The 25,992-nt window shown below is 61.3% G+C and carries 26 protein-coding genes; 12 read left to right on the top strand and 14 right to left on the bottom strand.

From position 1 onward, the window contains the following. The first annotated feature begins 39 nt into the window (after positions 1–39). The 4 genes from N2A41_RS02875 to moaB all read left to right on the top strand — a co-directional run bounded on the left by N2A41_RS02875 (position 40) and on the right by moaB (position 4,543). Positions 40–1,056 (top strand): polyprenyl synthetase family protein, encoded by a 1,017-nt coding sequence (locus tag N2A41_RS02875; RefSeq protein WP_017963032.1) that lies wholly within the window; start codon positions 40–42, stop codon positions 1,054–1,056. 134 nt (positions 1,057–1,190) lie between these two features. Continuing rightward, positions 1,191–3,023, top strand: a complete 1,833-nt coding sequence (locus N2A41_RS02870) for a tetratricopeptide repeat protein (protein ID WP_260110217.1) — start codon at positions 1,191–1,193, stop codon at positions 3,021–3,023. Between the two features lie 57 nt (positions 3,024–3,080). Next, entirely contained in the window at positions 3,081–3,992 is a 912-nt protein-coding gene (locus tag N2A41_RS02865; RefSeq protein ID WP_260110216.1) for a 4-(cytidine 5'-diphospho)-2-C-methyl-D-erythritol kinase, read from the top strand. After that, positions 3,992–4,543 (top strand): molybdenum cofactor biosynthesis protein B, encoded by a 552-nt coding sequence (moaB, locus tag N2A41_RS02860; RefSeq protein ID WP_017963028.1) that lies wholly within the window; start codon positions 3,992–3,994, stop codon positions 4,541–4,543. Before N2A41_RS02865 ends, moaB begins: the two co-directional genes overlap by 1 nt. Positions 4,544–4,670: 127 nt before the next feature. Here the strand turns inward: moaB and N2A41_RS02855 are convergent, their stop codons facing one another. Beyond that, positions 4,671–5,006: a hypothetical protein gene (locus N2A41_RS02855; protein ID WP_260110215.1), complete on the bottom strand. Its 336-nt coding sequence runs from the start codon at positions 5,004–5,006 to the stop codon at positions 4,671–4,673. A gap of 185 nt (positions 5,007–5,191) precedes the next feature. Then, positions 5,192–5,710 (bottom strand): glycosyltransferase family 2 protein, encoded by a 519-nt coding sequence (locus N2A41_RS02850; protein WP_017963026.1) that lies wholly within the window; start codon positions 5,708–5,710, stop codon positions 5,192–5,194. Between the two features lie 139 nt (positions 5,711–5,849). Here N2A41_RS02850 and N2A41_RS02845 point away from each other — a divergent pair, with 139 nt between their 5' ends. Then, positions 5,850–7,007, top strand: a complete 1,158-nt coding sequence (locus tag N2A41_RS02845) for a PA0069 family radical SAM protein (RefSeq protein WP_170276672.1) — start codon at positions 5,850–5,852, stop codon at positions 7,005–7,007. Positions 7,008–7,338: 331 nt separating this feature from the next. After that, entirely contained in the window at positions 7,339–8,028 is a 690-nt protein-coding gene (locus N2A41_RS02840; protein ID WP_162118375.1) for a ribonuclease HII, read from the top strand. A 489-nt stretch (positions 8,029–8,517) separates the two neighbouring features. Here the strand turns inward: N2A41_RS02840 and N2A41_RS02835 are convergent, their stop codons facing one another. The 8 genes from N2A41_RS02835 to N2A41_RS02800 all read right to left on the bottom strand — a co-directional run bounded on the left by N2A41_RS02835 (position 8,518) and on the right by N2A41_RS02800 (position 15,950). Then, positions 8,518–9,006: a F0F1 ATP synthase subunit B gene (locus N2A41_RS02835; protein WP_222385774.1), complete on the bottom strand. Its 489-nt coding sequence runs from the start codon at positions 9,004–9,006 to the stop codon at positions 8,518–8,520. 3 nt (positions 9,007–9,009) lie between these two features. After that, a complete protein-coding gene (locus tag N2A41_RS02830; RefSeq protein WP_260110214.1) occupies positions 9,010–9,633 on the bottom strand; it encodes a F0F1 ATP synthase subunit B in 624 nt (207 codons plus the stop codon). 77 nt (positions 9,634–9,710) lie between these two features. Then, positions 9,711–9,938: a F0F1 ATP synthase subunit C gene (locus N2A41_RS02825; RefSeq protein ID WP_003545854.1), complete on the bottom strand. Its 228-nt coding sequence runs from the start codon at positions 9,936–9,938 to the stop codon at positions 9,711–9,713. Between the two features lie 67 nt (positions 9,939–10,005). Continuing rightward, positions 10,006–10,758: a F0F1 ATP synthase subunit A gene (locus N2A41_RS02820; RefSeq protein WP_260110213.1), complete on the bottom strand. Its 753-nt coding sequence runs from the start codon at positions 10,756–10,758 to the stop codon at positions 10,006–10,008. A gap of 68 nt (positions 10,759–10,826) precedes the next feature. Then, complete coding sequence (locus N2A41_RS02815) at positions 10,827–11,159, bottom strand: AtpZ/AtpI family protein (RefSeq protein WP_018483239.1); 333 nt, start codon at positions 11,157–11,159, stop codon at positions 10,827–10,829. Between the two features lie 271 nt (positions 11,160–11,430). Next, positions 11,431–12,624, bottom strand: coding sequence for a cell wall hydrolase (locus N2A41_RS02810; RefSeq protein ID WP_260110212.1), 1,194 nt, complete (start codon positions 12,622–12,624; stop codon positions 11,431–11,433). 431 nt (positions 12,625–13,055) lie between these two features. Further along, positions 13,056–14,954 (bottom strand): potassium transporter Kup, encoded by a 1,899-nt coding sequence (locus tag N2A41_RS02805; RefSeq protein ID WP_260110211.1) that lies wholly within the window; start codon positions 14,952–14,954, stop codon positions 13,056–13,058. 18 nt (positions 14,955–14,972) lie between these two features. Beyond that, the gene (locus N2A41_RS02800) at positions 14,973–15,950 is read right to left on the bottom strand and encodes a magnesium transporter CorA family protein (RefSeq protein WP_311202829.1); all 978 of its coding nucleotides are present in this window, start codon (positions 15,948–15,950) and stop codon (positions 14,973–14,975) included. A gap of 39 nt (positions 15,951–15,989) precedes the next feature. Between N2A41_RS02800 and N2A41_RS02795 the strand changes: the two genes are divergently transcribed. After that, positions 15,990–16,226 carry a hypothetical protein gene (locus N2A41_RS02795; RefSeq protein WP_017963016.1) on the top strand — a complete coding sequence of 79 codons (237 nt, stop codon included), beginning with the start codon at positions 15,990–15,992 and terminating at the stop codon, positions 16,224–16,226. A 227-nt stretch (positions 16,227–16,453) separates the two neighbouring features. Here N2A41_RS02795 and N2A41_RS02790 read toward each other — a convergent pair whose 3' ends face one another. From N2A41_RS02790 to N2A41_RS02780, 3 genes are all read right to left on the bottom strand, one after another. Then, positions 16,454–17,614, bottom strand: coding sequence for an Mrp/NBP35 family ATP-binding protein (locus N2A41_RS02790; RefSeq protein WP_162118898.1), 1,161 nt, complete (start codon positions 17,612–17,614; stop codon positions 16,454–16,456). Positions 17,615–18,247: 633 nt separating this feature from the next. Continuing rightward, complete coding sequence (locus N2A41_RS02785; RefSeq protein ID WP_162118897.1) at positions 18,248–18,982, bottom strand: LuxR family transcriptional regulator; 735 nt, start codon at positions 18,980–18,982, stop codon at positions 18,248–18,250. A 250-nt stretch (positions 18,983–19,232) separates the two neighbouring features. Beyond that, a complete protein-coding gene (locus N2A41_RS02780; protein ID WP_162118896.1) occupies positions 19,233–20,030 on the bottom strand; it encodes an IclR family transcriptional regulator in 798 nt (265 codons plus the stop codon). Positions 20,031–20,138: 108 nt separating this feature from the next. Here N2A41_RS02780 and N2A41_RS02775 point away from each other — a divergent pair, with 108 nt between their 5' ends. The 5 genes from N2A41_RS02775 to N2A41_RS02755 all read left to right on the top strand — a co-directional run bounded on the left by N2A41_RS02775 (position 20,139) and on the right by N2A41_RS02755 (position 24,194). Beyond that, the gene (locus N2A41_RS02775; protein ID WP_170262454.1) at positions 20,139–20,906 is read left to right on the top strand and encodes an SDR family NAD(P)-dependent oxidoreductase; all 768 of its coding nucleotides are present in this window, start codon (positions 20,139–20,141) and stop codon (positions 20,904–20,906) included. After that, the gene (locus N2A41_RS02770) at positions 20,906–21,823 is read left to right on the top strand and encodes a 2-dehydro-3-deoxygalactonokinase (protein WP_162118895.1); all 918 of its coding nucleotides are present in this window, start codon (positions 20,906–20,908) and stop codon (positions 21,821–21,823) included. The genes N2A41_RS02775 and N2A41_RS02770 overlap by 1 nt, the downstream gene beginning before the upstream one ends. Positions 21,824–21,836: 13 nt before the next feature. Beyond that, entirely contained in the window at positions 21,837–22,478 is a 642-nt protein-coding gene (locus N2A41_RS02765; RefSeq protein ID WP_260110210.1) for a 2-dehydro-3-deoxy-6-phosphogalactonate aldolase, read from the top strand. Then, positions 22,475–23,362, top strand: a complete 888-nt coding sequence (locus tag N2A41_RS02760; RefSeq protein ID WP_017963008.1) for an SMP-30/gluconolactonase/LRE family protein — start codon at positions 22,475–22,477, stop codon at positions 23,360–23,362. Before N2A41_RS02765 ends, N2A41_RS02760 begins: the two co-directional genes overlap by 4 nt. A gap of 220 nt (positions 23,363–23,582) precedes the next feature. Next, the gene (locus tag N2A41_RS02755; protein ID WP_017963007.1) at positions 23,583–24,194 is read left to right on the top strand and encodes a PRC-barrel domain-containing protein; all 612 of its coding nucleotides are present in this window, start codon (positions 23,583–23,585) and stop codon (positions 24,192–24,194) included. Positions 24,195–24,312: 118 nt separating this feature from the next. On the opposite strand, the gene N2A41_RS02750 is transcribed toward N2A41_RS02755, so the two are convergent. Further along, positions 24,313–25,677, bottom strand: a complete 1,365-nt coding sequence (locus tag N2A41_RS02750) for a putative bifunctional diguanylate cyclase/phosphodiesterase (protein WP_017963006.1) — start codon at positions 25,675–25,677, stop codon at positions 24,313–24,315. Positions 25,678–25,992 lie beyond the last annotated feature (315 nt).

Genomic DNA, 25,992 nt, shown 5'->3' with positions numbered 1-25,992 from the left:
CTATTGTCAGATGCAAAGAATGAACAGGAGTCCGGGTCGTTGGGCGTGGTCATACCGCTTGAAGAAAGCAAAAACAAACTGGCATCCATCAAGCCATTGGTCGATCTCACCAGGGCGGACATGGAGCGAGTGAACCAGCTCATTCTGTCCAAGGCCGGCTCCGACGTGCAGATGATCCCCGAAGTGGCGAACCATCTTATCTCATCGGGCGGCAAGCGGCTGCGGCCGATGCTGACGCTGGCTTCCGCCTCGCTGTTCGACTACAGGGGCGAAAACCACGTCAAGCTCGCCACCTCAGTCGAGTTCATGCACACGGCGACGCTGCTGCATGACGACGTCGTTGACGAGAGCGATCTTCGCCGCGGCAAATCGACGGCGAGGATGATCTGGGGCAACCAGGCAAGCGTGCTGGTCGGCGACTTCCTGCTCGGCCAGGCCTTCCGCATGATGGTCGATGTCGGCTCGCTCGATGCGCTCGACGTCTTGTCTTCCGCGGCCTGCGTGATCGCCGAAGGCGAAGTGCTGCAGCTTTCCGTCGCCAAGAACATGGAGACGACCGAGGACGATTATCTCTCCGTCATTCGCGCCAAGACGGCGGCCCTCTTTGCCGCTGCCGCCGAAGTCGGGCCGATCGTCGCCGAGATCGGCCGGTCCGGCCGCAATGCGTTGAAATCCTACGGCATGAATCTTGGGCTGGCCTTCCAGCTCGTCGACGATGCGCTTGATTACGGCGGCAAGGCGGCCGATCTCGGCAAGAATGTCGGCGACGATTTCCGCGAAGGCAAGATCACCCTGCCCGTCATTCTGGCCTATCGCCGCGGCACCGAGGACGAGCGCGCCTTCTGGCGCGATGCGATCGAAGCCGGCAACAGCACCGACGCCAATCTCGAAAAAGCGCTGGGGCTGATCACCAAATATGGCACGCTCAGCGACACGATCGGCCGCGCGATCCATTACGGAACGATCGCACGGGACGCGCTTGCGCCCCTTCCCGATACGGTCTGGAAATCCGCCCTGATGGAAGTGATCGACTTCTGCATCGAGCGCGTCAATTGATCAAACGTCCTTGATCGCAGGCTGATTTTCTTGCAGCGCCGCTTCAAAAAAGCCATCCTGTTGTGAATCAGTGATCGCAACTGGTTTTGCGACCGGCAGCATTTGTCGGGACGCTGTCGAAGAAAGGTTTCCTAATGCGGCAGAGACTTGCCATCCGTCTTCTTACGAGCGCAGCGCTTGCAGCTGTCCTTTCGCTGGGCAGTGTCGGCGGCGTGAACGCCGAGGATGCGGCCAAGGCAGACGATGCCGGTACGGCCGCTCATTTTGATGCGGACAGCGTCACCACCTTCTCCGGCGCCTTCCTCGCGGCGCGCACCGCCGATGTCGATCATGACTACGAAACGGCGATCGAGCTCTACAAGAAGGCGCTGCAGATCGAGCCTGGCAATCCCGAGATCCGCCAGCGGCTGATGATCTCGCTGCTGCTCAATGGCGACATCAAGGAAGGCGTCAAATATGCCAACGACCTGAAAGGCGATCCTTCCGTCGAGCGCATCACCACGATCGTGCGCGGCATGGATGCCGTGCGCCGCGACGACTACAAGACCGCCGAGTCCATCCTGAAATATACGGGGCCGAACGATCTCGACCGGATGATGAACGACCTGCTGCTCGCCTGGGCCCGCGTCGGCGCCGGCCGCGGCAAGGAAGCACTCACGGTGGTCGAGAAGATGAAGGGACCGGACTGGTTCCGCATCTTCCAGAATTACAATGCCGGGGCGATCGCCATCGTCACCGGCGACGTGAAAGCCGCCCGTCAGCATCTGAACGATGCCGTGCTCGACAAGGAAGGCGGCGCAACGGCGCCGGATACCTTCATGCGCGCGGTGATGGCGCTTGCTCGCCTCGAAGCAACACAAGGCAACAAGCAGAAGGCGCTCGACGCCGTTTCCGTCGGCGACAACCTGTTGCCGAACTATGCGCCGCTGAACGCGCTACGCGACAGCATTGAAAAGAACGAGAAGCAGGAACAGCAGGTCAAGACGGCCGAAGAAGGGGCTGCCGGCGTGCTCTTCTCCGTCGGCGGGGCGCTGAACCGCGACGGCGCCGAGGACATCGTCTCGCTGTACCTGCAGACGGCCAATGCGCTCGATCCGAACAGCGCCGATACGCTGGTGCTGCTCGGCGGCATCGCCGAGAAACAGAATCAGATGGACCGCGCCATCGCGCTCTACAAGAAGGTGCCGGAGAATTCGCCGATGCGGCGCATCTCCGAGTTGCAGCTCGGTCTTGCCCTTGCCCAGGGCGGCAAGGTGGACGAGGCGCGCAAGCACCTGCAGGCGCTGATCGCCTCCGACCCGAAGGACATCCGCAGTTACCTCGCCTATGGCAGCGTGCTCTCCGACGCCAAGGACTACGAGGCGATGGCCACCAATTACGACAAGGCCGTCGAAGCGATCGGCCCCATTCCCGGCCGCGCCAACTGGAGCGTCTTCTTCCAGCGCGGCATTGCCTATGAGCGGCTGAAGAAGTGGGACCAGGCGGAGCCCAACTTCCGCAAGGCGCTGGAGCTCAATCCCGACCAGCCGCAGGTGCTGAACTATCTCGGCTATTCCTGGATCGACATGAACCGGAACCTCGACGAAGGTCTCGGCATGATCAAGAAGGCCGTCGACCTTCGCCCTGACGACGGCTACATCATCGATTCGCTCGGCTGGGCCTATTTCCGCCTCAACCGCTTCGATGATGCCGTCGACGAGCTGGAGCGCGCCGCCCAGATCAAGGCCGGCGATGCGACGATCAACGACCATCTCGGCGACGCCTACTGGCGCGTCGGCCGCAAGCTCGAGGCCGTCTACCAATGGAACCGGGCGCTCAGCTCCGAGCCCGAAGCTGCCGAGATCCCGAAGATCAAGGACAAGGTCGCCAACGGCCTGCCTCCCGCCAGCGACGATGCCAAGGCGGCCGACAAGAAGCAGCCGGATCCGGCGCCCGTCATCCCGCCGCCGGTCGACAAGAAATCCTGACGGGCGGAAGGCATGCCTGATAAGGGCTTGGCCGGAAACAGGTCAAAGAAATAGAGCATGATGTCGTCCGAAAATCTCTCACACTTTTCGGCATCATGCTCCAGCATCACCGAAGAAGGTCGCGCGAAGATCAACCTGGCCCTGCATGTGACGGGCCAGCGACCGGATGGCTATCATCTGCTCGATATGCTGGTGACCTTCGCAGATCATGGCGACCGGCTGGGCTTCACGCGGTCGCCGGCCGACGAATTTTTTCTGTCTGGCCGTTTCGGCGAGGTACTTGCCGGCGATGGCGGCACCAACCTGGTGCTGAAGGCGCGCGACCTCCTGCGAGAGGCGATCGGTCCCCTCGCCTTCCCCGTCCGCATCCATTTGGAAAAGAACCTGCCTGTTGCCTCCGGTATCGGCGGCGGCTCGGCCGATGCGGCCGCGACGCTGCGCGGGCTGATGCGGCTCTGGGGCGCGACATTGCCCGAGGAGGCGCTCGCAGCTCTCGCCCTGAAGCTCGGCGCCGACGTGCCGATGTGCCTTGCGAGCCGGCCGCTGATTGCCCGCGGCATCGGCGAAGAGCTCGAACCTGTGCCAGAGCTGCCGGCCTTTGCCATGGTGCTCGCCAATCCGCTGAAGGGCGTTTCGACGCCCGAGGTTTTCCGCCGGCTGGCGGAGAAAAACAATCCGGCTCTGCGCCTGGCACCGAGCCGGCTTCAGACTGCCGACTGGCTCGCGGCAATTGCTGCTGCCCGCAACGACCTGGAGCCGCCGGCGCGCGAACTCCTGCCCGAGATCACGGCAATCTCGGCGATGCTGCAAGCGAAGGGCGCGCTTTTGACCCGCATGTCCGGTTCCGGCGCCACCTGTTTCGGCATATTTGCGAGCATGACTGCTGCCGAAGATGCTGCGGCAGCTCTTCACGACGCGCGCCCTGACTGGTATTTCCAGGCGACGGAAACCGTTTCGGGAGGTGCATGATGGCAGATCTGGACGAAAAACGGCCCTTCATCGCGGTCGGCATTGCGGTTCTGACTGTCTCGGATACCCGCACGCCGGAGACGGACAAGTCAGGCGATACGCTGGCGGCGCGGATCACGGAGGCGGGCCACAGGCTGGTCGACCGGGGAATTGTGCCCGATGATCGCGAAAAGATTGCCGCGCGAGTGAAGGCCTGGACTGAGAACGAAGATATAGACGTCGTCATCACCACTGGCGGCACCGGCTTTACCGGCCGCGATGTGACGCCCGAGGCGCTGGAACCTTTATTCGAAAAGCGGATGGACGGCTTTTCCGCCATATTCCACCGGATCTCCTACGAGAAGATCGGCACGGCGACGATCCAGTCGCGCGCCACGGCAGGTGTTGCCAACGCCACCTTCATCTTCGTGCTGCCGGGTTCGCCCGGCGCCTGCCGGGATGCCTGGGACGGCATTCTGAAAGGACAGCTCGACTATCGCAGCGTGCCGTGCAATTTCGTCGAGATCATGCCGCGTCTTGACGAGCACCTGAAACGCGGCGCGACCAGATAGACTGCCTGCAACAGCGGCATTGCCTAAGGCGCGTCACAATCTTTCAGATTCGCTCCTTGCGCTTCAGGTCTTTGTTTTTACGCATGTCGTTATCGCAAAACCGCAGCACACTTTTGCGCGACATGCGTTATGTCGCAATGCCCGGCAGGACTGGCATCGTGTCCCAGCTATCACCCGACAGCAGGACGCAGCTTATGCCATGAACATCCGTGACGATGAGTGTCCAGGTGCCGCTTTCGGCGGCATAGACCTCGAGAATGGCGTTCTGGTTGATCAGTCCGACTGCCGTGAGCTTTTCGGCGAAGTTCTTGTCCAGGAAATTGACGATTTCGGGTCGGCCTGCGCAACTGCGCATCATCTGCGATGCTGCCGAATGCGGATGCGCGATCACCATTGTCGGCAATATGACGGCTATGAGGCCGAAGACCATACTGCGTACGCCGTAGACCCTACCGCGTGTCATGACGCACCTCCTTTCGCCGGGAACCCGGCAGAAAAGGAGATTTTGCTGACCTGTTCTGCCGTTCACCGGCATTCCATGGCCATTCCGTTGCGAAGCGAGGCGCTTCGACGGCGCCATGATTGAATTATAGCGCGAAATCCTATTGGGCGCCATCTTTTGCGCGAACGGTGGAGAGGGTCGCGAACCTACCGCGCAGCGCGGGCGACCCAGGAGGGAATGAGTTCACTCGCCAGCCGGCGCGGCTTCTGGCCCTTGACGAATTCGGTGAGCCGCATGCCGCTTTTGGCGATGGCGAGCGCCTGCTTCTTCGGCAGGAGAAAGCCGAGTTCCAGCGGCGGCACGGTCCGGCCGACACGCTGGAAGAACGGGCGCCGGTAGCCGCGCGATGCGGTGAAGCGCGCCGGCAGCTTGTTCAGCGCCACATATTCGGCGATCTCATCGATCCAGCCGGCCTGGGGTCTTGCACCCGGCTCGACGAAAAGCAGCCATTCGCCGCGGGCAGCGCGGACGATGTCCTTGATATCCCATTGCGAATGGAAGCGGCAACCGGCGGCGTCGGCCACCCGCGAGGTGCCGTCGCGCGAGCCGTGATCGAGCACGACCACATCGCTCACCAGCCCCTCCACCGCGCCCGCCACCAGTACCGATAAAGTCTGTGCCAGCTCAGATTCCTGATCCTGACATTCGAGAACAACCGTCAACATTGACTATTTATAATGCGCCGCACAAAATTTTGCCAGCGCCGTTTTCCTCATTTTGTTCTTGCATTGTTCTCTTTTTGCGGATAGGAATTTAATCAGCAAAACGGGCGACGGCGATGGCTTTTCGCCGCGGGAGAATCCGATGAGAGAGCAGTCCCTGGCAGGGCAGGCCGCATTCGCGCCTGCCAATACGGCAGATATTGCCGATGCGATGATCGTTTCCTCCGGTCTGAGGGTCGAGGTCGATCGGCGTCGTGGGCGTGGGGCGGGACTGAACCCGACAGGTCGATTCGAAGCGCAGCAGCGCGAGACCGTCGACGACGGCTGGCAGACTTGGGAAGAATTGCCGCCGTTCAAGACGGAAGTGCAGGTCGAAAAACCGCGCACGGCGATCACCCGTAACGAATCGCCGGACATTTCCTTCGACCGCTCGATCAATCCTTATCGCGGCTGCGAGCACGGCTGCATCTATTGTTTCGCCCGGCCGACACACGCCTATATGGGGCTTTCTGCGGGGCTCGATTTCGAGACGAAGCTGTTTGCCAAGCCCGATGCGGCAAAACTCTTGGAGCGGGAACTCGCCAAGCCCGGCTACAAGGTGCGGGTGATCGCGATCGGCACCAATACCGATCCCTATCAGCCGATCGAGAAGGAATGGCGCATCATGCGCGGCATCCTCGAGGTGTTGAACAAGGCGAACCATCCAGTATCGATTGTCACCAAGTCGGCGATGATCCTGCGCGATCTCGACATTCTGCAGGAGATGGCAAGCAAGAATCTAGTGCGTGTAGGCATCTCGGTGACCACGCTGGATCGCAAGCTTGCCCGGACGATGGAGCCGCGTGCCGCCACGCCGCCGCGGCGCCTGGAGACGATCCACACGCTGGCCGAAGCAGGCATCCAGACGGCTGTGATGGCCGCCCCGCTCATCCCGGCGCTGAACGACCACGAGCTGGAGCGCATCCTCGAATCGGCCAAGGCTGCCGGTGCTGCCGAGGCGAGCTATGTCATCCTCAGACTGCCGCTCGAGGTCAGTCCGCTGTTTCGCGATTGGCTGCTGCAGCATTATCCCGATCGTTATCGGCATGTGATGTCGCTGGTGCGCTCGATGCGCGGCGGCAAGGATTATGACGCCGAATTCGGCAAGCGCATGAAAGGCGCCGGTCCCTATGCTTGGCAGATCGCCCGGCGCTTTGAAATGGCAGCCCGGCGTTTCGAGCTGACGCGACGCAGCGTGCCGCTACGCGATGATCTGTTCGTGCCGCCGGATGGCAGCGGCGTGCAACTATCGCTGCTCTAACTTTTTTTCTCGCAATTCGGACAAAGCCGCTTCGCGCTTTGTCTGGAATTTCCTCTAACCTTTTACGCAATTCCGGACGGAGAACCGCTGCACACTTTTCCTGGAATTGCTTCTAACCTTTACGCAATTCCGGACGGAAAACCGCTGCACACTTTTCCTGGAATTGCTTCTAGCTTGCGCATCGGCAGCTCGACAAAACCGCCCTGTTTTCGAGCCCCGAGCGCAATTCCCGCGGATGGCCCTGACCGCCACCATCCGCCGGAGCGTCCCCGGCCGCCGCCCTGATCCGGGGACTTGCGGGAAATCGGGTTGGCGTGCGAGGTTCAGCCGCATGAAACCTCGCACGCCACCCGATTCTCCCCTGCTTTTCGACACGGTTCCGCTCGTGCCGGATTTTCGACTGGAGCTCAAAGCCCGCAAGGCCGGCCACTGGCCGGTCGCGGGTGCCGACGAGGCAGGCCGCGGGCCGCTGGCGGGACCCGTCGTGGCTGCCGCCGTCATCCTTGATCCCCGGCGCATCCCTGAGGGCCTGAACGATTCCAAGCAGCTTTCGGCGCAACGGCGCGAGGAACTGTTCGTGCAGATTCTGGCAACTGCGACCGTTTCCATCGCCTCCTCCAGTTCGACGCGTATCGACGAGACGGATATCCGCAAGGCAAGCCTCGACGCCATGCGCCGCGCCATCTGCAGCCTCGCCATTCCGGCAAGCTACGTGCTGACCGACGGCCTCGACGTGCCGCCCGGCCTCGATTGCCCCGGACAGGCCGTGGTCAAGGGTGATGCCCGCTCGGTCTCGATCGCCGCCGCTTCGATTGTCGCCAAGGTGACGCGTGACCGGATGATGGCGCGAGCGCATAAGGTATTTCCGGATTACGGCTTTGCCGCGCATGTGGGCTATGGCACGGCGCAGCACCGCGCCGGCATCGAGAGACACGGCCCCTGCTCGCTGCACCGGATGAGCTTCAGGCCGTTGCGCAAGGTCGAAGATGGTCCTGAGACGGATGAACTGCTTTCCGAATAGATCGCCCACAGAAGACCTGGAAAATGAAAAGTCCGCGGTATGCTCTGTGAAAGGGGCGCGAGGAACGGAGAGGTCGCGACATGTCCTCTTCTCCCCAGCGGGGAGAAGGTGCCGGCAGGCGGATGAGGGGGCCGCACGGCACAATCACGCTCCCACTTACCTATCCGCCGCGACGGCAACGCCATGTGTCCCAGCGCGCGCATCGGCATTGTAGGAAAGATCGGATTCGCGGCCCCCTCATCCGCCCTACGGGCACCTTCTCCCCGCTGGGGAGAAGAGGGAATCGAGACGTTGCGGCATGTCCCTTCGCCCTGTTTACAACGGTTCGAAGACGGCTCGAGAAACGTGATTCGACCCAGGCGAAGGTGGCGATGCCGGTTCAACGGTACCGCATTGTCCTCGGCCCCAAGCCGAGTAAAGACCAAGCCTTGCCAGCAAAAGAAGAGGCCGGGACATGCCCGGCCTTCCTCTCAATCTTTTCAAAGTTGCTTAATTCAGCCGCGTCTTGACCTGGCCGACGGCGTTGCCGAAGAGCTCGGACTGAACCTTGACGTCGGCCCTTTTGGAAAGCACGGTTTCGGCGGCCGCGATTGCGAGATCGACGGCGGCGGAGCGCACCGCCTTCATCGCCTCGACCTCGGCCTGCTTGATCTTCTGCTCGGACAGCGCCGTGCGGTTGGCGACGAATTCTTCCGTCTTCTTCTTCGCTTCGGCAGTCAGCATTTCGGCTTCGCGTTCGGCGGCGGCAACGATGTGGGCCGCTTCGGCTTCCGCTTCCTTGCGCTTGCGCTGGTATTCGGCGAGCAGGTGCTGGGCTTCCTCGCGCAGACGCTTGGCTTCGGCCAGATCGTTGCGGATCTGGTCGGCGCGGTCGTCGAGCGACTTCGCCATCATGCCCGGAACCTTCAGGTAGACGACCAGCGCCAGAAAGAGGACGAGGCCGACAAAGGCGAAGAAAGTCGCATCAAGAAATTCCATCGATCAAGCCTCCTTCTTGGCGGCCGCAACGGCGGCGGCGACATCGGCCTTGGCGACGGTGCCGCCGATCAGCTGATCGATAACGGCAGCGGCCGTTTCCTCGGCAATGGTACCGACATCGGCGAAGGCCTTGGCCTTGATCTCGCCGATACGGAGCTCGGCAGCCTTGATCTTTTCCGACAGGCTTGCCTCGACGGCGCGGCGATCCTCTTCGGCCTTGGCCTTGGCAGCGTCGCGTGCGGCAGTGCCGATCGCATTGGACTTGGCACGGGCAGCGGCCAGTTCACCTTCATAGGTCCGAACGGCAGCGTCGGCCTCCGCCTTCAGGCGGCCTGCTTCTTCCACATCCTGGGAGAGGCGCGTGTGACGCTGATCGAGAATCGCCCCGATGCGCGGCGCGATGACCTTTTGCATGAGCAAATAGAAGACGCCGAACGTGATCACCAGCCAGAGCAGCTGGGACGCGTAGGTCGTCGAATCGAAAGGCGGGAAGGGGCCGCGGGCGTGTCCGCCTTCGGCAACACCAGTCTCGGTATGGACCTCGCCTGCGGCCGGAGCGGCATGCGCATCCGTACCCGTCGCTGCCGCCGGTGCTTCCTCAGCGTAAGCCGGGGTCACAAAAAACATGCTCACCTCCAGGTGGACTGCAAATGCAAAGGATCACGGCTTGCGATCGCAGGCCGTGATCCATCTATTCGCCGATATCAGACGGCGAAGAGGAGGAGGAGAGCGACGAGCAGCGAGAAGATGCCCAGAGCTTCCGTAACTGCGAAGCCGAATACCAGACGGCCGAACTGGCTGTCAGCGGCAGACGGATTGCGCAGAGCGCCGGAGAGGTAGCTGCCGAAAATATTGCCGAGGCCGAGAGCCGTACCGGCCATACCAAAGCAAGCCAGGCCTGCACCGATGTACTTTGCTGCTTCCGCTTCCATGTTGAACTCCTTTGAAATGGTTGTTGCGGCGAATGACTGACGCCCTTTGACGTCGATGTCGTTATCCTTAGTGCCCGCCCGGATGGATCGCGTCATTGAGGTACATGCAAGTCAGCACCGCAAAGACGTAAGCCTGGAGGAAGGCGACGAGGAACTCGAGACCGGTCAGGGCGACGGTCATGATGAGGGGAAGAACGGCGCCACCGACACCGACAGCACCGAGGGCTCCAAGCGAGGCGACGAAGCCTGCGAACACCTTCAGCGTGATGTGACCGGCGAGCATGTTGGCGAAAAGACGAACCGAGAGCGAAATCGGTCGCGACAGGAAGGAGATGATTTCGATCGTGACGACCAGTGGCAGCAGAATGCCCGGTACGCCCGAGGGCACAAAGACATTCAGAAACTTGAAGCCGTGCTTGTAGAAACCGCAGACGAGAACCGTGCCGATGACGAGGAGCGCCAGCGCGGCGGTAACGATGATCTGGCTCGTCACCGTGAAGAAATACGGGAACATGCCGAGCAGGTTCGCCGTCAGCACGAACATGAAGAGCGAAAAGACCAGGGGGAAAAACTGCAGTCCCTGCTTGCCCGCGCCTTCCGTCAGCATTTTGGCGATGAATTCATAGAAAATTTCCGCGATCGACTGTGAACGGCCCGGCACAATGGCGCGGTTCGAGGTCGCGAAATAAAGGAAACCTGCGGCGATGGCAGCCGAAGCGGCCATGAAGAGCGATGCATTGGTAAACGAAAAATCAATTCCGCCGATTTCGATCGGCACAATCTTCTGGATCAGGAACTGATGAGTCGGATCGCTAGACACCGCTTGTTCTCTCTCTCTCTCTTTGGCCCGCAGAACGCGGGGTCACTGCACTGGACCGGACCCGGTCCTTATTTCTTGTCGTCGTCCAGGGGATGGGCCACCACCCCCGCAGAACGCAGCACGTTCAGAACGCCGGCACAAAATCCGAGAAGCAGAAGAACAATCAAACCCCAAGGCGCCGTGCCAACAAAACGGTCGAGGACATAGCCAAGGACGGCACCGACGACGATTGCGGAAATGAACTCGCTGGAAAGCTTCATCGCCTGGGCATAACCTTTGCGGCTTACCTCGGCACGGGCTTCCCTGGCCTCGTCCTCTCCCGTCTCGACGCGTTTGGTCGCGAGTTTCGCTTCCAATTGCGCACGGCGCTTCTCAAGACTTTCCTCGCGGTCATCCGCCATGGATCTATCCTCGCATGCCCGTCGCCCGCACTCCCGCTACCCCGGTCATTCGGACCCCGGACGCGAAGGTTGAGACCCTTCCGGCCCGTTCTGAAGTCGCGCGCAACATAGTTTTAGGGATTAGCATAGTCAAGGCGTAGACAGCTTCTGTCCAGCGAGAAAATAATTCCATCAAATCAAAGAGATAAATCGACTCTGGGTCGATCGCGCAAATTCGACGGAAAGAATCCGCTTTTCCGGGCCGGAAATCGGCTTGCCCAAGCGATTTATCTCAGCTCCAGCCGCCGCCATAGGTGCGATAGAAGACATGAAGTCCGATGCGGCCGACCTTTTCCATGGTCTTTGCCCATTTCGGTCTGACATAGACGGCATGATAGTGCGTCGCCGAGCCCACCTGCGGCAGCCAGATCTTGCCTGATGTCACCGCCATCGCAACGTCGCGGGCGACTCGCCAGTGATCTTCCGAGTTCACCCTGTCCTTGATGCTGTCGCAGGCGAAGGAAAACTGGCAGCGGTTGCGCCAATCCTCGTTCTGATAGACGACGCCGCAGATGGTCTTGGGATAGGAGGGGTTGCGGACGCGGTTGAGGATAACCTGGGCGACGGCCGCCTGGCCCTTCACCGATTCTCCACGCGCTTCGAAATAGATACCGGAGGCAAGGCACTGCTGTTCGCGAGCGGAAAAGACGCTCGGCGCCAGCACGCTTGCGGCCCAGGCATGGTCGCGCGGGCCGATCTCCGGAACGAAGCGGCCGCTGTCCTGATCGGTCAGGATCGAATCGAAGGGCGACTGGCGGGAATAGTCGGGTGCCGCCGGCCCATAGGCGGTGGCCAGTACATCGGCCTTGTTGCTGGTGACGAGGCTTGCGAGCATGGCGGGCACGCCGATATCGGTCACAACAGGCTGCGTCTTATAGAAAGATGTGGCGATCTCGATTTCCTTGCCCTGGATCTTCGGCTTGATGAAAGCCGAGCGGTCCTTGAGATCGAAGCTCGGGGTGAAGAGCATTCTGGTGCGCTCAAGGATCGAGCCGGCGGAAAAATCCTTCGGCGGCTGCATCTGCTCGATGGCGACGACCCGGCCTTTCTTAGCGCTGCGGTTGACGCGATCCTCGTCCGGCGTATCCTCGCGGCCCCTATCCTTGGCAGCGCCCTTGTCCTTGGCGGTGAAGGCGACCTTGCGGCCATCGGGCAGCACCATGCCGGCACCGGCAGAGATCGAACCCGTCACGATCGGCTCGGCGAAGGCGAGTTCGGCCTGGTGGATGGAGCCGGCCGGCGAATTGGTCAGCACCATGCGCCAGTTCTCACCCTCATGATCGAGGCCGGCAAGCATGGCGGCGAGATCGGCATGGGATGCGACGCTCGGGAAAATCAGCCAGCCGGCGAGACCGAAGATTGCGGGCGACACCCAATTCTCGGGAATAAGACGCAGCTTGCTACGGGAAGGGCTCTTTCGACGCAACACGGACTCCGGCATGGAACGCGGGAACATTCCATTGAAAATCTCGCATTAACCTTGATGTCCGGTTAACGGGCTGTGCCGAAATATGAGCGTGAAAACTTTTGGATGCTCTAATGTGGGGGATAATTTCGTGGGTTTGGGAACAGCGGTGCGGCACCTCCGGCCTCGATCCCAAGGGATGTCAATGATGAAGCAACAGCAACTTGGTCCAATTTCTCTTGCTCCGGCTACGGAGAAAGGGGACCAAGGCGGCCACGACCGTCCTCTTCTCCCCAGCGGGGAGAAGTGCCGGAGCGATAGCGAGGCGATGAGGGGGTGAGCGGCAAAGCCGCGAATGCGCTGAACGCAAGCGAAGGGCAATGAATGATGTACCGTGTGGCCCCCTTCCGACCCTGCGGGCCACCTTCTCCCCGCTGGGGAGAAGAGGGAGCTCAAATAATAACGTGCGAGCCGAGTTCCACCACGCGGTTCGCCGGCAGGCGGAAGTAGTCCGAAGGGTTGGCGGCGGCGTTGGCGAGCGCGATGTAGAGCCGGTCCTGCCAGTAGGGCATGCCCGACTTGGCGTCCGGCACCAGCTTGCGGCGGCCGAGATAGAAGGAGGTCGACATGATGTCGAATTTCAGTCCCGTCTTGCGCAGCGTCGCCAAGGCCTGCGAGACGTTCTGCGATTCCATGAAGCCGAACAGCAGCTCGACGCGGGAGAAACGCTCGGAAATCTGCTCGACCCTGTAGCGGTCGTGGCTCGGGACGCGCGGTTTGTTGACCGTGCGGATCGTCAGGATGACGTTGCGGTCGTGCAGCACGTGGTTGTGCTTGAGATTGTGCAGCAAGGCGGCGGGGGCGGATTCCGGATCGCTGGTCAGGAAGATCGCGGTGCCCGGAACCTGGGCCGGCGAATGTTCGCTCTTGCGCTCGATCGAGCTGACGAAGGAGGCGAGCGGGATATCGGTGTGGCGGGTCTTTTCCATCAGGATCGCCGTGCCGCGACGCCAGGTCCACATGACGACGGTAAAGGCCGTGGCGATCATGATCGGGATATAGCCGCCGTCGTGGATCTTCAAAAGGTTGGCGCCGAGGAAGATCATTTCGAGCACCACCAGCGGCGCGAGCGCGATCACCGCAACCGGAAGCGACCAGTTCCAGCGGGCGCGGACGAATTCGAAGGCCATGATCGAGGTGACGACCATGGCGCCGGTGACGGAGATACCGTAGGCGGTCGCCAGCGCGTCCGATGTTTTGAAACTCAGCACCAGGAAGATGACGCCGATGAACAGCACGGCGTTGACCGAAGGCACGAAGATCTGCCCGGTATTGGTTTCCGAGGTGAAGAGGATTTCCATGCGCGGCAGGAAGCCGAGGTTGATGCCCTGGCGCACCATCGAGAAGGCGCCGGTGATGACAGCCTGGCTGGCGATGATCGTCGCGGCAGTCGCCAGGATGACGACCGGCAGCAGCGCCCATTTCGGATACATCAGATAGAAGGGATCGGACATCGTCGCCGGATTGCCGAGAACCAGCGCCCCCTGCCCCAGATAGTTCAGCGTCAGCGACGGGAAAACCAGCAGGAACCAGGCCCACTGGATCGGACGACGGCCGAAATGGCCGAGATCGGCGTAGAGCGCCTCGGCGCCCGTCACCGTCAGGAAGACGGCGCCAAGTACGACGACGCCGTAGAAGCCCTCATGCAGCAGGAAGCTGACGGCATAATAGGGATTGAAGGCGGCAAGGATTCCGTAATCGTCCGAGATATGAGAAATGCCGGCGGCGGCCATGACGAGGAACCAGACGGCGGTGATCGGGCCGAAGAACCTTGCAACGGCACCGGTGCCGCGCGATTGCACGACGAAAAGCAGCGCCAGGATCACCACCGAGATCGGCACGATATATTCCGCGAGGCTGGGTGTGACGAGCTTCAGGCCCTCGACGGCCGACAGCACCGATAGAGCCGGCGTGATCATCGCATCGCCGAGAAAGAGGGCAGCACCCATCAGGCCAAGCAGCATCAGGATGGCGGTATGGCCGTTGGCGGTCTTCATCAGCAGGGCAAGCAGTGACAGCGTGCCGCCCTCGCCGTCGTTGTCGGCGCGCAGCAGGAAGAGCACATATTTGATGGTGACGATGATCGTCAGCGCCCAGATCATCAGCGAGATCAGGCTGATGACTTCAAAACGGGTGACGCCGTCATGGGCCACCGGCTTCAGCGCCTCGCGAAAGGCATAGAGCGGGCTGGTCCCGATATCGCCGTAGACGACACCGACGGAACCCAGCGCGAGATAGAACAGTTTTCGCGGCGTCATATGGCTTTCGTTCGGATGGCTCTCTTCGGACATGAAGTTGTAACAAGCTCCTTAGAGCCAGCCTTTCCAGCGGAAAAAGAAAAAGGGGATGACGGCTGAAATCACCATCAAGGCCAGCGAATAGGGATAACCCGCGGCCCAGGTCAACTCCGGCATGACCTGAAAGTTCATACCATAGATGGAGGCGACCAATGTCGGCGGCAAGAACACCACCGAGGCAATCGAGAAAATCTTGATGATCGAGTTCTGCTCGATGTTGATCAGCCCGAGCGAAGCATCGAGCAGGAAGGTGATGTTGCCTGCGACGAAGGAAGCATGCTCCGACAGCGACTGGACATCGCGCGAGACGGTGCGGCAGAGCTCCTTCGCCTCGCGGTCCTGCTGGATCGCCGGGATCGTGTGAAAGAACGTCAGCAGGCGAGTAAGCGACCCGAGACTGTCGCGCACCTTGCTGATCATCCGGTGATGGCCGGCAATATCGCGCAACTTCTCCTCGAGGTAGTTCGAGGGCTTGCGCACCTTCCTTGCCCGATCGCCGAAGACATGCGTCGAGAGGATGTCGATACGGGAGATGGAGATTTCGAGGATTTCGGCGGTGCGGTCGACGATCGTCTCCAAGAGCTTGGCGAGAAGGGCAGCGCCGCTGCGCCAGTTTTCCGGCAGCCGGTGGAGGGCAGCGATGAACAGCGCAAAGGATTTGGGATGGGCGTAGCGAATGGTGACCAGGCGATTTCCAGCCAGGATGAAGGCGACATCGGTCAGCGTCGGCACGTCGGTGTCAGCCTTCCAGAGCAGCGAAGCGGTCATGAAGACGGCGTCGTTTTCGACATAAAGACGGGCGGAAGGCTCGATATCCTTGAGATCGTCGCGAGTCGGGACCTCGATGCCGAGAACCTTCTCGACATAGAGTTCCTCGTCGCGGGTCGGCTCGATCATGTCGATCCATACGACATCCTCGGGAAAGGAGGCGGCATGCGACAGATCGCGGATCTCGACCGACTTGCAATTGGAACAGTAAGCGGTAATCACCGGTAGTCTCTCCGGCTGCATCCAACCTCAAAGGCCGGCATGCGCATTGTGCTCAACTGCATCGCAGTTCCCAATCCTTCGATCGACAAGACAACTCCGAACTTGCAGGCGGGCCGGACCCTTCGAAACGGGGACGGCCTCATTGAGCATCTGCAGCAAAACGCCATCATGGCGCCGCGGCATATGAAGCAAAGCCGTGAAATAATCAAGACATCTTCCGTGAAGCGCGGCTTTTCACCACGTTTCCCCCACAATTTGGGGTATCCGCTGCGGTGATTCGGCTCGCTAAAGCACCTCGCGTCGAACCCGATTCATGCGACGCGCGCCAGCTCTTTGTCTTATGCATGCCGTTATCCCGGAACCGCTTCACACTTCCGGGCGGGATGCATTTTGTCTTATGCATGCCGTTATCCCGGAACCGCTGCACACTTCCGGGCGGCATGCATTTTGTCTTATGCATGCCGTCATCCCGGAAACCGCTGCACACTTCCGGGCGGCATGCATTATTCGAAGACGATCGCCGGCGCCGGGCGCTGGGACTGGCCGGCGAGCTGCTCCCAGACCTTGGCGGCGATACCGCGATAGATGCCGGCGACGATGCCGTTCGGCTCGGAGGCGACGAGCGGCGTGCCGGCGTCAGAGGTTTCGCGGATGTTCATCGTCAGCGGCACTTCGCCGAGGAAGGGAACGCCGATGCGCTCGGCCTCCCTGCGGGCGCCGCCATGGCCGAAGATGTCGTAGCGGGTGCCGGTATCAGGGGCGATGAAGTAGCTCATATTCTCGACGATGCCGAGCACAGGCACCTCGACCTTGCGGAACATGTTGAGGCCCTTGCGGGCATCGATCAGAGCGAGATCCTGCGGTGTGGAGACGATGACCGCACCGGCAAGCGGCACCTGCTGGGCCATGGTCAGCTGCGCGTCGCCGGTGCCGGGCGGCATGTCGACGACGAGGACGTCGAGCTCGCCCCAGGCGACTTCGCGCAGCATCTGCAACAACGCCGACTGCACCATCGGCCCGCGCCAGATCATCGCCGTCTCCTCGTCGACAAGGAAGCCCATCGACATGACCTTGAGGCCATAATTCTCCATCGGATTGATGATGCGGCCGTCGATCTGCGTCGGGCGGCCCGATATCTTCAGCAGGCGCGGCATCGAGGGACCGTAGATGTCTGCATCGAGAATGCCGACGCGAAGACCGTTGGCGAGCAGGCCGAGTGCGAGATTGACGGCGGTGGTCGACTTGCCGACCCCACCCTTGCCCGAGGCGACCGCGATGATGGCGCCGATGCCGGGCACACCGATCTTGCCGGCGCGCGGCGGCTGTTGAGGGACGTGAGCCCCGTGATCGTGGCCGGCATGGCCGTGCGGCGGGTTCGGCGCAGGGCGGGCAGCCGGAGCGGCGGCGGCCGCCTTCTTGTCCGCCGTTAGTGTGACGAGGGCGCCCTTGACGCCCGGCATTTCCTTGATGACGCGCTCGGCGGCGAGCCGCATCGGCTCCAGCTCCTTGGCGCGATCGGCCGGGACGGTGATGGAGAAATAAACCTTGCCGTCGGAGATGAAGACGTCGGAGACCATGCCGAGCTCGACGATATCGTGCTCGAGATCCGGTCCACGCACGGTCTTCAGCGTTTCGAGAACCTGTTCCTTGGTGACGTCGGCCATTTCACCCTCAATGCTTCTTGCAGACTACAGCGTCGCGCGTCTCTCAAGACGCGCAAGGACGCTGTAGCACTTGAATTGCTGCATGACTCAGCCCAATCAATTCCGATTGGGCTAAGTCATGCAGTAGAAATAGTGGAGACCGAAGCCTTCGCCAAACAAAATCATCGGGAGGAAAATCCGGCGGGCCAAAAAGAACGCCGGGGAGAATTGGCAGTCCGTTGCGGCCATCAAGTCCGCCGGGCTTTCGCCCTGATGGCCGCAACGGTCTCCCCTAGAACCGGCGCAATCCGGGGCGAACTAGCGCAAGCCGAAAAAAAGACCAGCGAAAAGTGAACAAGGAAGATGAAATCGCCAACAGCTGCGAAAGAAGCGGTGCCAAAACGCAACAACCGCCGCCGACGCCGAAGGGCCGGGAGAAAAGCGGCATCGGCGTCGGGCAGCGGTGTGTCGGCCGCGCCATTTCCTGGCGCTGGTCTCAAAGTCCCCTCTGGACCTCTCGCCGAAGAGATGCAGAAAGCGTGCCAGATGAAAAATCAGGGAAAAGAGCGCAAAAGCGCTTGCGGCAGCCCCTCAGCGGGAAAGGTATGCCTACGCGCTGGGCGGCTCGGAAAGCAGTCGGTTGTTTTTTGCAACTTATTTGATCAGGCCGATGCGCAGCGCCTTGGCGACGGCCTGGGTGCGGTTGACCGTGTCGAGCTTCTTGGTGGCGCGGTTGAGGTAGTGATTGACCGTGTGCTCGGAGAGGGTGAGGATTTCGGCGATTTCAGCACTGGTCTTGCCGGCTGCCGTCCAGTTGAGGCAATCGATCTCGCGGTCGGTCAGCGTGTCCGTCATGCGCGTATCGAGGTTGCGGATCTCCCCAAGCCTGTCGAAGACGTGGATGGCGATGTAGCACAGCTCGCGCATCTCGGCCGGATTGAAGGGCTCGCGGTCGCCGGCGAAAGAGACGGCGCCGCGCAGGCCGGAAGGATCATGCGTCGGGAAATAGGCGCAGCGCATCATCTTGAAACGTTCGAACAGCGAGGCAACGAGAATGGACTTGCCGTCGTCCCGCGACCAGTTCTGACGCGACATGTCGTAGAAAAAGGGTCGCGCGGATGTTCTGAGGCGCCTCAGAACCGGACTGTTCACCATCAGGCCTTCCTGGTCGTAGAGAGCCAGAAGCTCGGCCGGCCAGCTGGTAATGACGGTGCTGCCCTGAAGATCGAGGGAGGTGATCGGCGGCAGGTTGAGGACCATGAAGGCACGGCTGCGATAGGCTTCCGTCACCCGTTTCATGAAACGAAAAATATCGAACTGGGTCTTCAGGCCCGCAATTTCCTGAACATAATCGTCTTCTTCCGTGGATGTTTGCGACAAGGGTGCCATCACATTTCTTCATCTTCGGCACAGCGGCCGGCAAACCGTTTGCGAAACCTGCCCGCTAGGGGTGTTTCAATTGCATGGGGAACGACGATCGCTTGTGGAATCGGCTTCAGCGTTGAGCGTTCAGCCGATGACTGGTTGTAGATTTCGCGGACCGTTCTAGTTGTGGTGATTCGTCGGCAAATCTCAATATCGCGCTCATCATAAGCATGCTCTGCTCGCGTCCGGCAGCGGGCCGATTGTGATTTTTCCCTCAGCGGCGCGGACCGAGACGAACGCGCATGCCTTCCATGATCCTCCCAGCCGCCAGTCGAACCGGAACGGCCCACTGGTGCAGAAGTTCCATCGACAACCGATAGGCCGGGCCGGTAATCGAAATGCCACCCATAAAGGTCCGATCCTCCGACCAGACGGGTGCGGCAACGCAGCGGATGCCGGCCTCATGCTCCTCACGGTCGAAGGCATAGCCCTGATCGGCAATCTCGCGGATTTCCGCAAGCAGCGTTTCGGCTGAGACATGGGTCGAGGCGGTAAAGCTGGTGAAGCTCAAGCCGGCGACGAGATTGGCAAGGCCTTCGGCCGGCAGCAGCGACAAGGCGGCCTTGCCGACGCCGGTGCAATAACAGGGCGAGGCATTGCCGATCTGCGAATACATGCGCACAGGCTGACGGCCTTCGACCTTATCGAGATAGATGATCGACTGTCCGCGGAGAACGCCGAGATGCACCGTCTCGCCGGTCGCCCGCTGCAGATCGGCGAGGTGCGGCTCGGCGATCAAGCGGAATTCGTTGCGCGCCCAGCTGCGCGCGGCGAAATCGAGCAGGCGCAGGCCTGGCGCATAGCGGCCGTCACCATCGAGCTCGATCAGCCCTTCCTCCACCAGGTGGCTCAGCTGGCGATGCAGCGTGCCGCGCGGCTGGCCGGCGAGAGCCAGGATATCGGTGAAACGCAACGGGGCGTCGGCATGGGTGACGAGATCGAGCAGAACCATCAGTTTGCCGAGCGTGCCGGTCTCGCGTGCCTGTGCTGCGCCGTCGCCGTTCGAATTCATCGCGTCACTCACCCTTGACAGAAAGGGCACTGTAATTCGATAATTCCATATAGTCAAATTAAGTTCCAAATAATGGAACAACGATAAGGTCGGGAGGCGACGGTGACCATGATGCCAGCAGCACAATTTCCCGAGTTCAAAAACCGAACCGTGCTGGTGACCGGCGGCGGATCAGGCATCGGTGCTGCGATCGTCGAAGGTTTCGCGCGCCAAGGCGCCAAGGTCTCATTCATCGATATCGCCGAGGCCGCCGGCCGCGAGCTCGCCGAAAGGCTGTCGCGGGAGACCACGCATCCGGTCTCCTTTCACCATGCCGACCTGCGCGACATCGAGGCGATCCGGCGCACGGTCGATACCGTCATTACCAGGTCAGGGCCGATCCGCGTGCTGGTCAACAATGCCGCCTGGGACGACCGCCATGAATTTGACGCGGTCACCGAGGCCTATTGGGACAATAACCAGGCGGTCAACCTCAAGCATGTGTTCTTCACCTCGCAGGCAGTCGTGCCGTCGATGCGGACGGCCGGCGGCGGGGCGATCATCAATATGTCGTCAATCGCCTTCAAGCTGAACATGGGTGGTTTTCCCGCCTATGCGGCCGCCAAGGCAGCGGTCGTCGGACTGACGAAGAGCCTGGCGGGCAGGCTCGGGCCGGAGAATATCCGGGTCAATTGCATCCTGCCCGGCATGGTGGTCACCGAGCGGCAGATGCAGCACTGGCTCACCGAGGAGAGCATTGCGCGCTCGATTGAGGATCAGTGCCTGAAAGTCGCGCTCAAACCCGATGCGATCGTCGGTCCCTGCCTGTTTCTTGCATCCGACTGTGCGGCTGGAATGACCGCCCAGTCCCTGATTGTCGATGGAGGCGTTCTGTAATGGCAAATCCCGCTTATGTCGCGGTGGACTGGGGCACCAGCAGCTTTCGGCTCTGGCTGATCGACAGAGACGGCACCGTCCTTGCCGAACGTCGCAGCGGCGAAGGCATGACGAGCGCGGCAAAGACCGGCTTTTCCGCGGTGCTTGCCAGCCATCTCACCGCCATCGAGGCGCCGGAAAACCTGCCGGTGATCGTCTGCGGCATGGCCGGCGCCAGGCAGGGCTGGGTTGAGGCCGGTTATATCGACGTGCCGGCGCCGCTCGTCTCGATCCTGACCGGGGCGGTCTCCGTGCCAGGCGAAAGCCGCGACATCCGCATCCTGCCGGGCCTTGCCCAGCGGGACATGGCGAGGCCCGACGTCATGCGCGGTGAGGAAACCCAGCTTCTCGGCGCGCTCGGCCGCGCAAGCTCGGGGGCGCAGGCGGTCTGTATGCCCGGCACGCATTCGAAATGGGTGCATGTGACGGACGCCAAGGTCACCGGCTTTTCGACCTTCATGACCGGCGAGCTTTTCGACGTCGTCAGCAAACACACGATCCTTTCGCACGCCGTTGCCGGCGCGGGAGAGCGGCAGGCGGATGCGGCAGCCTTCGAGGCGGCGGTCTCGGCCGCTTTTACGCGCCCGGCCCTTGCCTCCAACCTGCTGTTCACCGCCCGCTCGGGCCAGCTCCTTCACGGCATATCAGCCGCTGCCGCGCAAGCCCGGCTTTCCGGCACGCTGATCGGCCTCGAGATCGCCGGGGCGCTGCAGGATGCGGCAAACGGCACCGACATCACCCTCGTCGCCTCCGGGCGGCTGCAGGCACTTTACGAACAGGCCTTCAGAACCCTCTCCCTTGCCTTCACCGCCATCGACGCCGACGCCGCCGTGCGCCGCGGGCTTTCGGCTGCCGCCGAATCCATCTGGCCGAATTGAGAAAGCTGACACGATGAACCGCATCCCCTTCCCCGATATGAAGCGCCCGCTGATCGCCATCCTTCGCGGCATCCGGCCTGACGAGACCGAAAGCGTCGTCGGTGCTCTGATCGAAAATGGCCTGACGGCGATCGAGATTCCGCTCAACTCGCCGGAACCGTTCAAGTCCATCGAGATCGCCGCAAAGATGGCGCCGGCCGAGGTGCTGATCGGCGCCGGCACGGTGTTGACCGTCGAGGCGGCCGACAGCCTGCATGCGGCCGGCGGCAAGCTGCTCGTCACCCCGAATGTCGAGCCTGAGGTGATCATCCGGGCGCGCGAATATGGCATGGTGACGATGCCGGGTGTCTTTACGCCGACCGAGGCGCTGGCGGCAGCGCGCGCCGGGGCCACCGGTCTCAAATTCTTTCCGGCAAGCATGCTCGGCCCTTCCGGCATCACGGCGATCCGGGCAATCCTGCCGGCTGAGCTGATGATTGCCGCCGTCGGCGGTGTGTCGGACAAGAATTTCGGCGATTATACCAAGGCCGGCATCTTCTCCTTCGGCCTCGGCACCAGCATCTACAAGCCAGGAATGACCGCATCAGAGGTTGCCGAGCGCGCCAAGGCGACCATTTACGCCTATGATGCAGCCATTGGGAGCGTGAACGTATGACCGATATTTATGAGTTCGAGGGCAAAACACTTTGCAATACCAATTCCGTTCTCGGTGAAGGCCCGACCTATGATCCGGACAGCAATACCGTCTGGTGGTTCAACATCCTCGGCAAGGAACTGCACGAGCTCAATCTTTCGACGGGCGCCAAAAAGGTGCATCCGCTGCCTGTGATGGCGAGCGTGCTTGCACGCATCGACGCAGCGCGGCAGCTGATCGCGACGGAAGAAGGGCTTTTCGTGCGCGACGTGGCAAGCGGCAACCTCACCTTCTACGCCGCGCTCGAAAACGACAGGCCGGAAAACCGTTCGAACGACGGCCGCACGCATCCTTCCGGCGCGCTCTGGATCGGCACGATGAGCAAGCGGGCGGAAAACCAGGCCGGCGCCATCTATCATGTCGCCAGCGGCAAGGTGACGAAGATTTTCAACGGCATCAGCATCCCGAATTCGATCTGCTTCTCGCCTGACGGCACGATCGGCTATTACACGGATTCCCGCATCAACCGGCTGATGCGAGTCATGGTCGATCCGCTGACCGGCCTGCCCTCGGGCGAGCCTATCGTGCTGGTCGACAGCATGAACGAGCCCGGCGACATCGACGGCTCGGTGGTCGATGCCGACGGTTATATCTGGAATGCGCGCTGGGGTGCGGGTGTCGTCGACCGCTACAATCCCGATGGCCTGCGTATTTCGCGCTACAAGGTCCCCGCCGTCCAGCCTTCCTGCCCTGCCTTTATCGGCGTCAATGCCGACCGGCTTGCGGTAACGACCGCCTGGGAAGGGCTCGACGAGGATGCCCGTTCGGCCCAGCCCAGTGCCGGCGCGCTTCTGGAGCTCGGCATCGAGGTCAAGGGCGTGTTTGATCCCGTCTATGTGCTCTGAACACGGGGGGCCGAGGCCATCTGAGGCGCTCCCCGACCGGGGCGCCTTTTCTGGGTTTGGCGGCAGCTCCTCGATAAATGTTCCGTGAGAATCGAGAAATTTTCCGTGTTTTCAACCGGAACCAATCGGCCCACCACTCATTTTCCTTTCGAACCGGCGCTGCAATCAAACAGGCGTTGCCGGTCAGTGATTACTCCAGGGAAATGAAAGTAGGTTCGAAATGACACGCAAACTCTTGACGACCGTTGCCGCTGGCGCACTGTTTGCCACGGCTTTCGCACCGGCGGCATTTTCGCAGGCGGCGCCGCAGCCAGCGAATCCCGCCGCTCCAACACAGGCAGCTCCGGCCAACCCGGCAGCACCTAAGCCGATGACGCCCGATGTCACCAAGCCCGCAGGCGATGCCGCACAGGCTCCGGCCGCAGCACCGACCGCAGACACAGCTCAGGTCGGCTATCTGACGGAGCAGGCTCCGGATCAGATCAGTGCCAACACCTATATCGGCCAGTCGGTCTATAACGCCAAGAATGAAAGCATCGGCAGCGTCAACGACCTGATCATGAAGAAGGACGGCGGCATTGTTGCTGCGATCGTTGGCGTCGGCGGCTTCCTCGGTATCGGCGAAAAGGATGTCGCCGTTCCGATGGAAAAGATCACCGTCGCGCAGAACACTCAGGACGGCAGCGTCAAGCTGACGACCAGCGAAACGGCTGAATCGCTGAAGGCCGCACCGGAGTTCAAGACGCTGGCAATGCAGTCGGCCGAAAGGGCTCCGGCTCCGGCTGCGAACGGTACCGATACCACGGCGACCGGCTCGACCACGCCTAAATAATCCGTGCGCGGTAGTATAGCGTAGGCGATGGCGCTCCTAGAACTGGATGCTTTTAGGCCAGATCGGCCTAAAAGCATCATGCTCTAGGGGCGCCATCGTTTTATGGGGCGCCATCGTTTTATGCGCTGACACGCTCCATCATAGTCGGATCGTAGTAGTTCTCGTGTAGGAAGCGCAGCGTGGCGATACCATCGGCCGGACGGCCGAAGTGATAGCCCTGGCCCATGCCACAGCCGAGCATACGCAACTTCACTGCCTCCGCATAATCCTCGATGCCTTCCGCCACGACCTCCAGCTCCAAACCCTCGCACATGGTGAGGATCGCCTTGATGATGTGTTCGGAGGCGCGATCGGAATTGATGCGCGAGACGAAGGCACGGTCGATCTTGATCTTGTCGAAGATAAAGTCGCGCAGGCGTCCGAGGCTCGACTGGCCGGTGCCGAAATCGTCGAGCGAGATGCGCACACCGGCGGCGCGCAGATCGGCGATGATCCGATGAGCGGTATCGGCCGAACTCATCACGGCGGTCTCAGTGATCTCCAGCTCCAGCCGATGCGGATCGAAGCCGACGCGGCCGAGGATCGACAGGACGCTGCTGCTCGTTCCCGGATCCATCAGCTGGGCCGAGGATAGATTGAACGACAGAAAGAGTTCGCGCGGCCAGGACAGTGCTGCTTCGGCGGCTTTACGCAGCAACGCCTCCGACAGCGCATCGATGAAGCCGCGCTCTTCGGCGAGCGGCACGAAGACGCCGGGCGGCACGAAGCCGAGATCGGGGTCGTTCCAGCGGGCGAGCGCCTCAAAGCCGACGACCTGATTGTTGGACAACGAGACGATCGGCTGGAAATGCACGTCGATCGCATCCGAGATGATGGCGTTTCTGAGCGCCTGCTCCAGTTGCGTCGCGCGTTTCATTTCCTGCGCGATCTCGCGCGAATAGACGGTGATCTGGCCGCGACCGCGGCGCTTGGAGCGGTAGAGGGCGGTTTCGGCACTCTTCAGCAGTTCCTCGCAATCCTCTCCGGCGAACGGATAGATAGAGAAGCCGAGGGAAGCGGAGAGACGGACGTTGCGGTCACCGAGGTCATAGGGGGCTGATAGCACCTCGCGGATCATCTGGCCGAACTTCTCGGCACTCGCCCGCTCGAAGATCAATGGCAGCACGAAGGCGAATTCGTCACCATCGTGGCGGGTGACAAGCGCGCCGTCCGGAATACAGGCCCTGAGACGATGAGCGACCTGGCAGAGGATTTCATCGCCGGCTGTCGAGCCGAACAGGTCGTTGATCGGCTTGAAGCTGTCGAGGTTGACGATGCCGATGGTGAAGGGGGCCGGATCGCTGGCGCGCTCGGAAGAGATCTGCAAGACCTTGTCCCGCATGCGATTGCGGTTTCCCAATCCGGTCAGCGGATCGGTGTAGGCCATCGCCTGAAGCTCATTCTGACCCACGGTCAAGAAAGCTATTTCCGCCGATTTTATCATGCAAACCCGAGCTTTCCCCCGCAGCTATGCAAAAGAATGACCGGCATGTCTTAACAATTCGATAGGAAATCAGCGACCTCTGCCGCCTGGAACACCCAAAATCTAGGAGTTGACGGGTATTTCTGTTAGAGCGGTTCAGCTTCTCATGGAAGCGCCGAACCGCTCTAACATTTGTTTTACGCAATTCCGGACGGAAAACCGCTTCACACTTTTCCTGAAATTGCTCTAAAGCGCGTCGCGATCTTTCAGATTCGCTCCTCGCGCTTTAGGTCTTTGTTTTTACGCATGTCGTTAGCGCAAAACCGCTGCACACTT

The organism is Rhizobium sp. SRDI969, assembly GCF_025152725.1.
GTDB lineage: Bacteria > Pseudomonadota > Alphaproteobacteria > Rhizobiales > Rhizobiaceae > Rhizobium > Rhizobium leguminosarum_I.
Note: the sequence above shows the minus strand (reverse complement) of the source record. Positions and strands in the feature narration are given on the sequence as shown.

What these genes read in the sequence shown, in the direction of transcription:
- N2A41_RS02870 (WP_260110217.1), top strand. Translation starts at nt 1,191, where the DNA reads ATGCGGCAGAGACTTGCCATCCGTCTTCTTACGAGCGCAGCGCTTGCA.
- N2A41_RS02865 (WP_260110216.1), top strand. Translation starts at nt 3,081, where the DNA reads ATGATGTCGTCCGAAAATCTCTCACACTTTTCGGCATCATGCTCCAGC.
- moaB (WP_017963028.1), top strand. Translation starts at nt 3,992, where the DNA reads ATGGCAGATCTGGACGAAAAACGGCCCTTCATCGCGGTCGGCATTGCG.
- N2A41_RS02855 (WP_260110215.1), bottom strand. Translation starts at nt 5,006, where the DNA reads ATGACACGCGGTAGGGTCTACGGCGTACGCAGTATGGTCTTCGGCCTC.
- N2A41_RS02850 (WP_017963026.1), bottom strand. Translation starts at nt 5,710, where the DNA reads ATGTTGACGGTTGTTCTCGAATGTCAGGATCAGGAATCTGAGCTGGCA.
- N2A41_RS02845 (WP_170276672.1), top strand. Translation starts at nt 5,850, where the DNA reads ATGAGAGAGCAGTCCCTGGCAGGGCAGGCCGCATTCGCGCCTGCCAAT.
- N2A41_RS02840 (WP_162118375.1), top strand. Translation starts at nt 7,339, where the DNA reads ATGAAACCTCGCACGCCACCCGATTCTCCCCTGCTTTTCGACACGGTT.
- N2A41_RS02835 (WP_222385774.1), bottom strand. Translation starts at nt 9,006, where the DNA reads ATGGAATTTCTTGATGCGACTTTCTTCGCCTTTGTCGGCCTCGTCCTC.
- N2A41_RS02830 (WP_260110214.1), bottom strand. Translation starts at nt 9,633, where the DNA reads ATGTTTTTTGTGACCCCGGCTTACGCTGAGGAAGCACCGGCGGCAGCG.
- N2A41_RS02825 (WP_003545854.1), bottom strand. Translation starts at nt 9,938, where the DNA reads ATGGAAGCGGAAGCAGCAAAGTACATCGGTGCAGGCCTGGCTTGCTTT.
- N2A41_RS02815 (WP_018483239.1), bottom strand. Translation starts at nt 11,159, where the DNA reads ATGGCGGATGACCGCGAGGAAAGTCTTGAGAAGCGCCGTGCGCAATTG.
- N2A41_RS02805 (WP_260110211.1), bottom strand. Translation starts at nt 14,954, where the DNA reads ATGTCCGAAGAGAGCCATCCGAACGAAAGCCATATGACGCCGCGAAAA.
- N2A41_RS02795 (WP_017963016.1), top strand. Translation starts at nt 15,990, where the DNA reads ATGCGCATTGTGCTCAACTGCATCGCAGTTCCCAATCCTTCGATCGAC.
- N2A41_RS02790 (WP_162118898.1), bottom strand. Translation starts at nt 17,614, where the DNA reads ATGGCCGACGTCACCAAGGAACAGGTTCTCGAAACGCTGAAGACCGTG.
- N2A41_RS02785 (WP_162118897.1), bottom strand. Translation starts at nt 18,982, where the DNA reads ATGGCACCCTTGTCGCAAACATCCACGGAAGAAGACGATTATGTTCAG.
- N2A41_RS02780 (WP_162118896.1), bottom strand. Translation starts at nt 20,030, where the DNA reads ATGAATTCGAACGGCGACGGCGCAGCACAGGCACGCGAGACCGGCACG.
- N2A41_RS02775 (WP_170262454.1), top strand. Translation starts at nt 20,139, where the DNA reads ATGATGCCAGCAGCACAATTTCCCGAGTTCAAAAACCGAACCGTGCTG.
- N2A41_RS02770 (WP_162118895.1), top strand. Translation starts at nt 20,906, where the DNA reads ATGGCAAATCCCGCTTATGTCGCGGTGGACTGGGGCACCAGCAGCTTT.
- N2A41_RS02765 (WP_260110210.1), top strand. Translation starts at nt 21,837, where the DNA reads ATGAACCGCATCCCCTTCCCCGATATGAAGCGCCCGCTGATCGCCATC.
- N2A41_RS02760 (WP_017963008.1), top strand. Translation starts at nt 22,475, where the DNA reads ATGACCGATATTTATGAGTTCGAGGGCAAAACACTTTGCAATACCAAT.
- N2A41_RS02755 (WP_017963007.1), top strand. Translation starts at nt 23,583, where the DNA reads ATGACACGCAAACTCTTGACGACCGTTGCCGCTGGCGCACTGTTTGCC.
- N2A41_RS02750 (WP_017963006.1), bottom strand. Translation starts at nt 25,677, where the DNA reads ATGATAAAATCGGCGGAAATAGCTTTCTTGACCGTGGGTCAGAATGAG.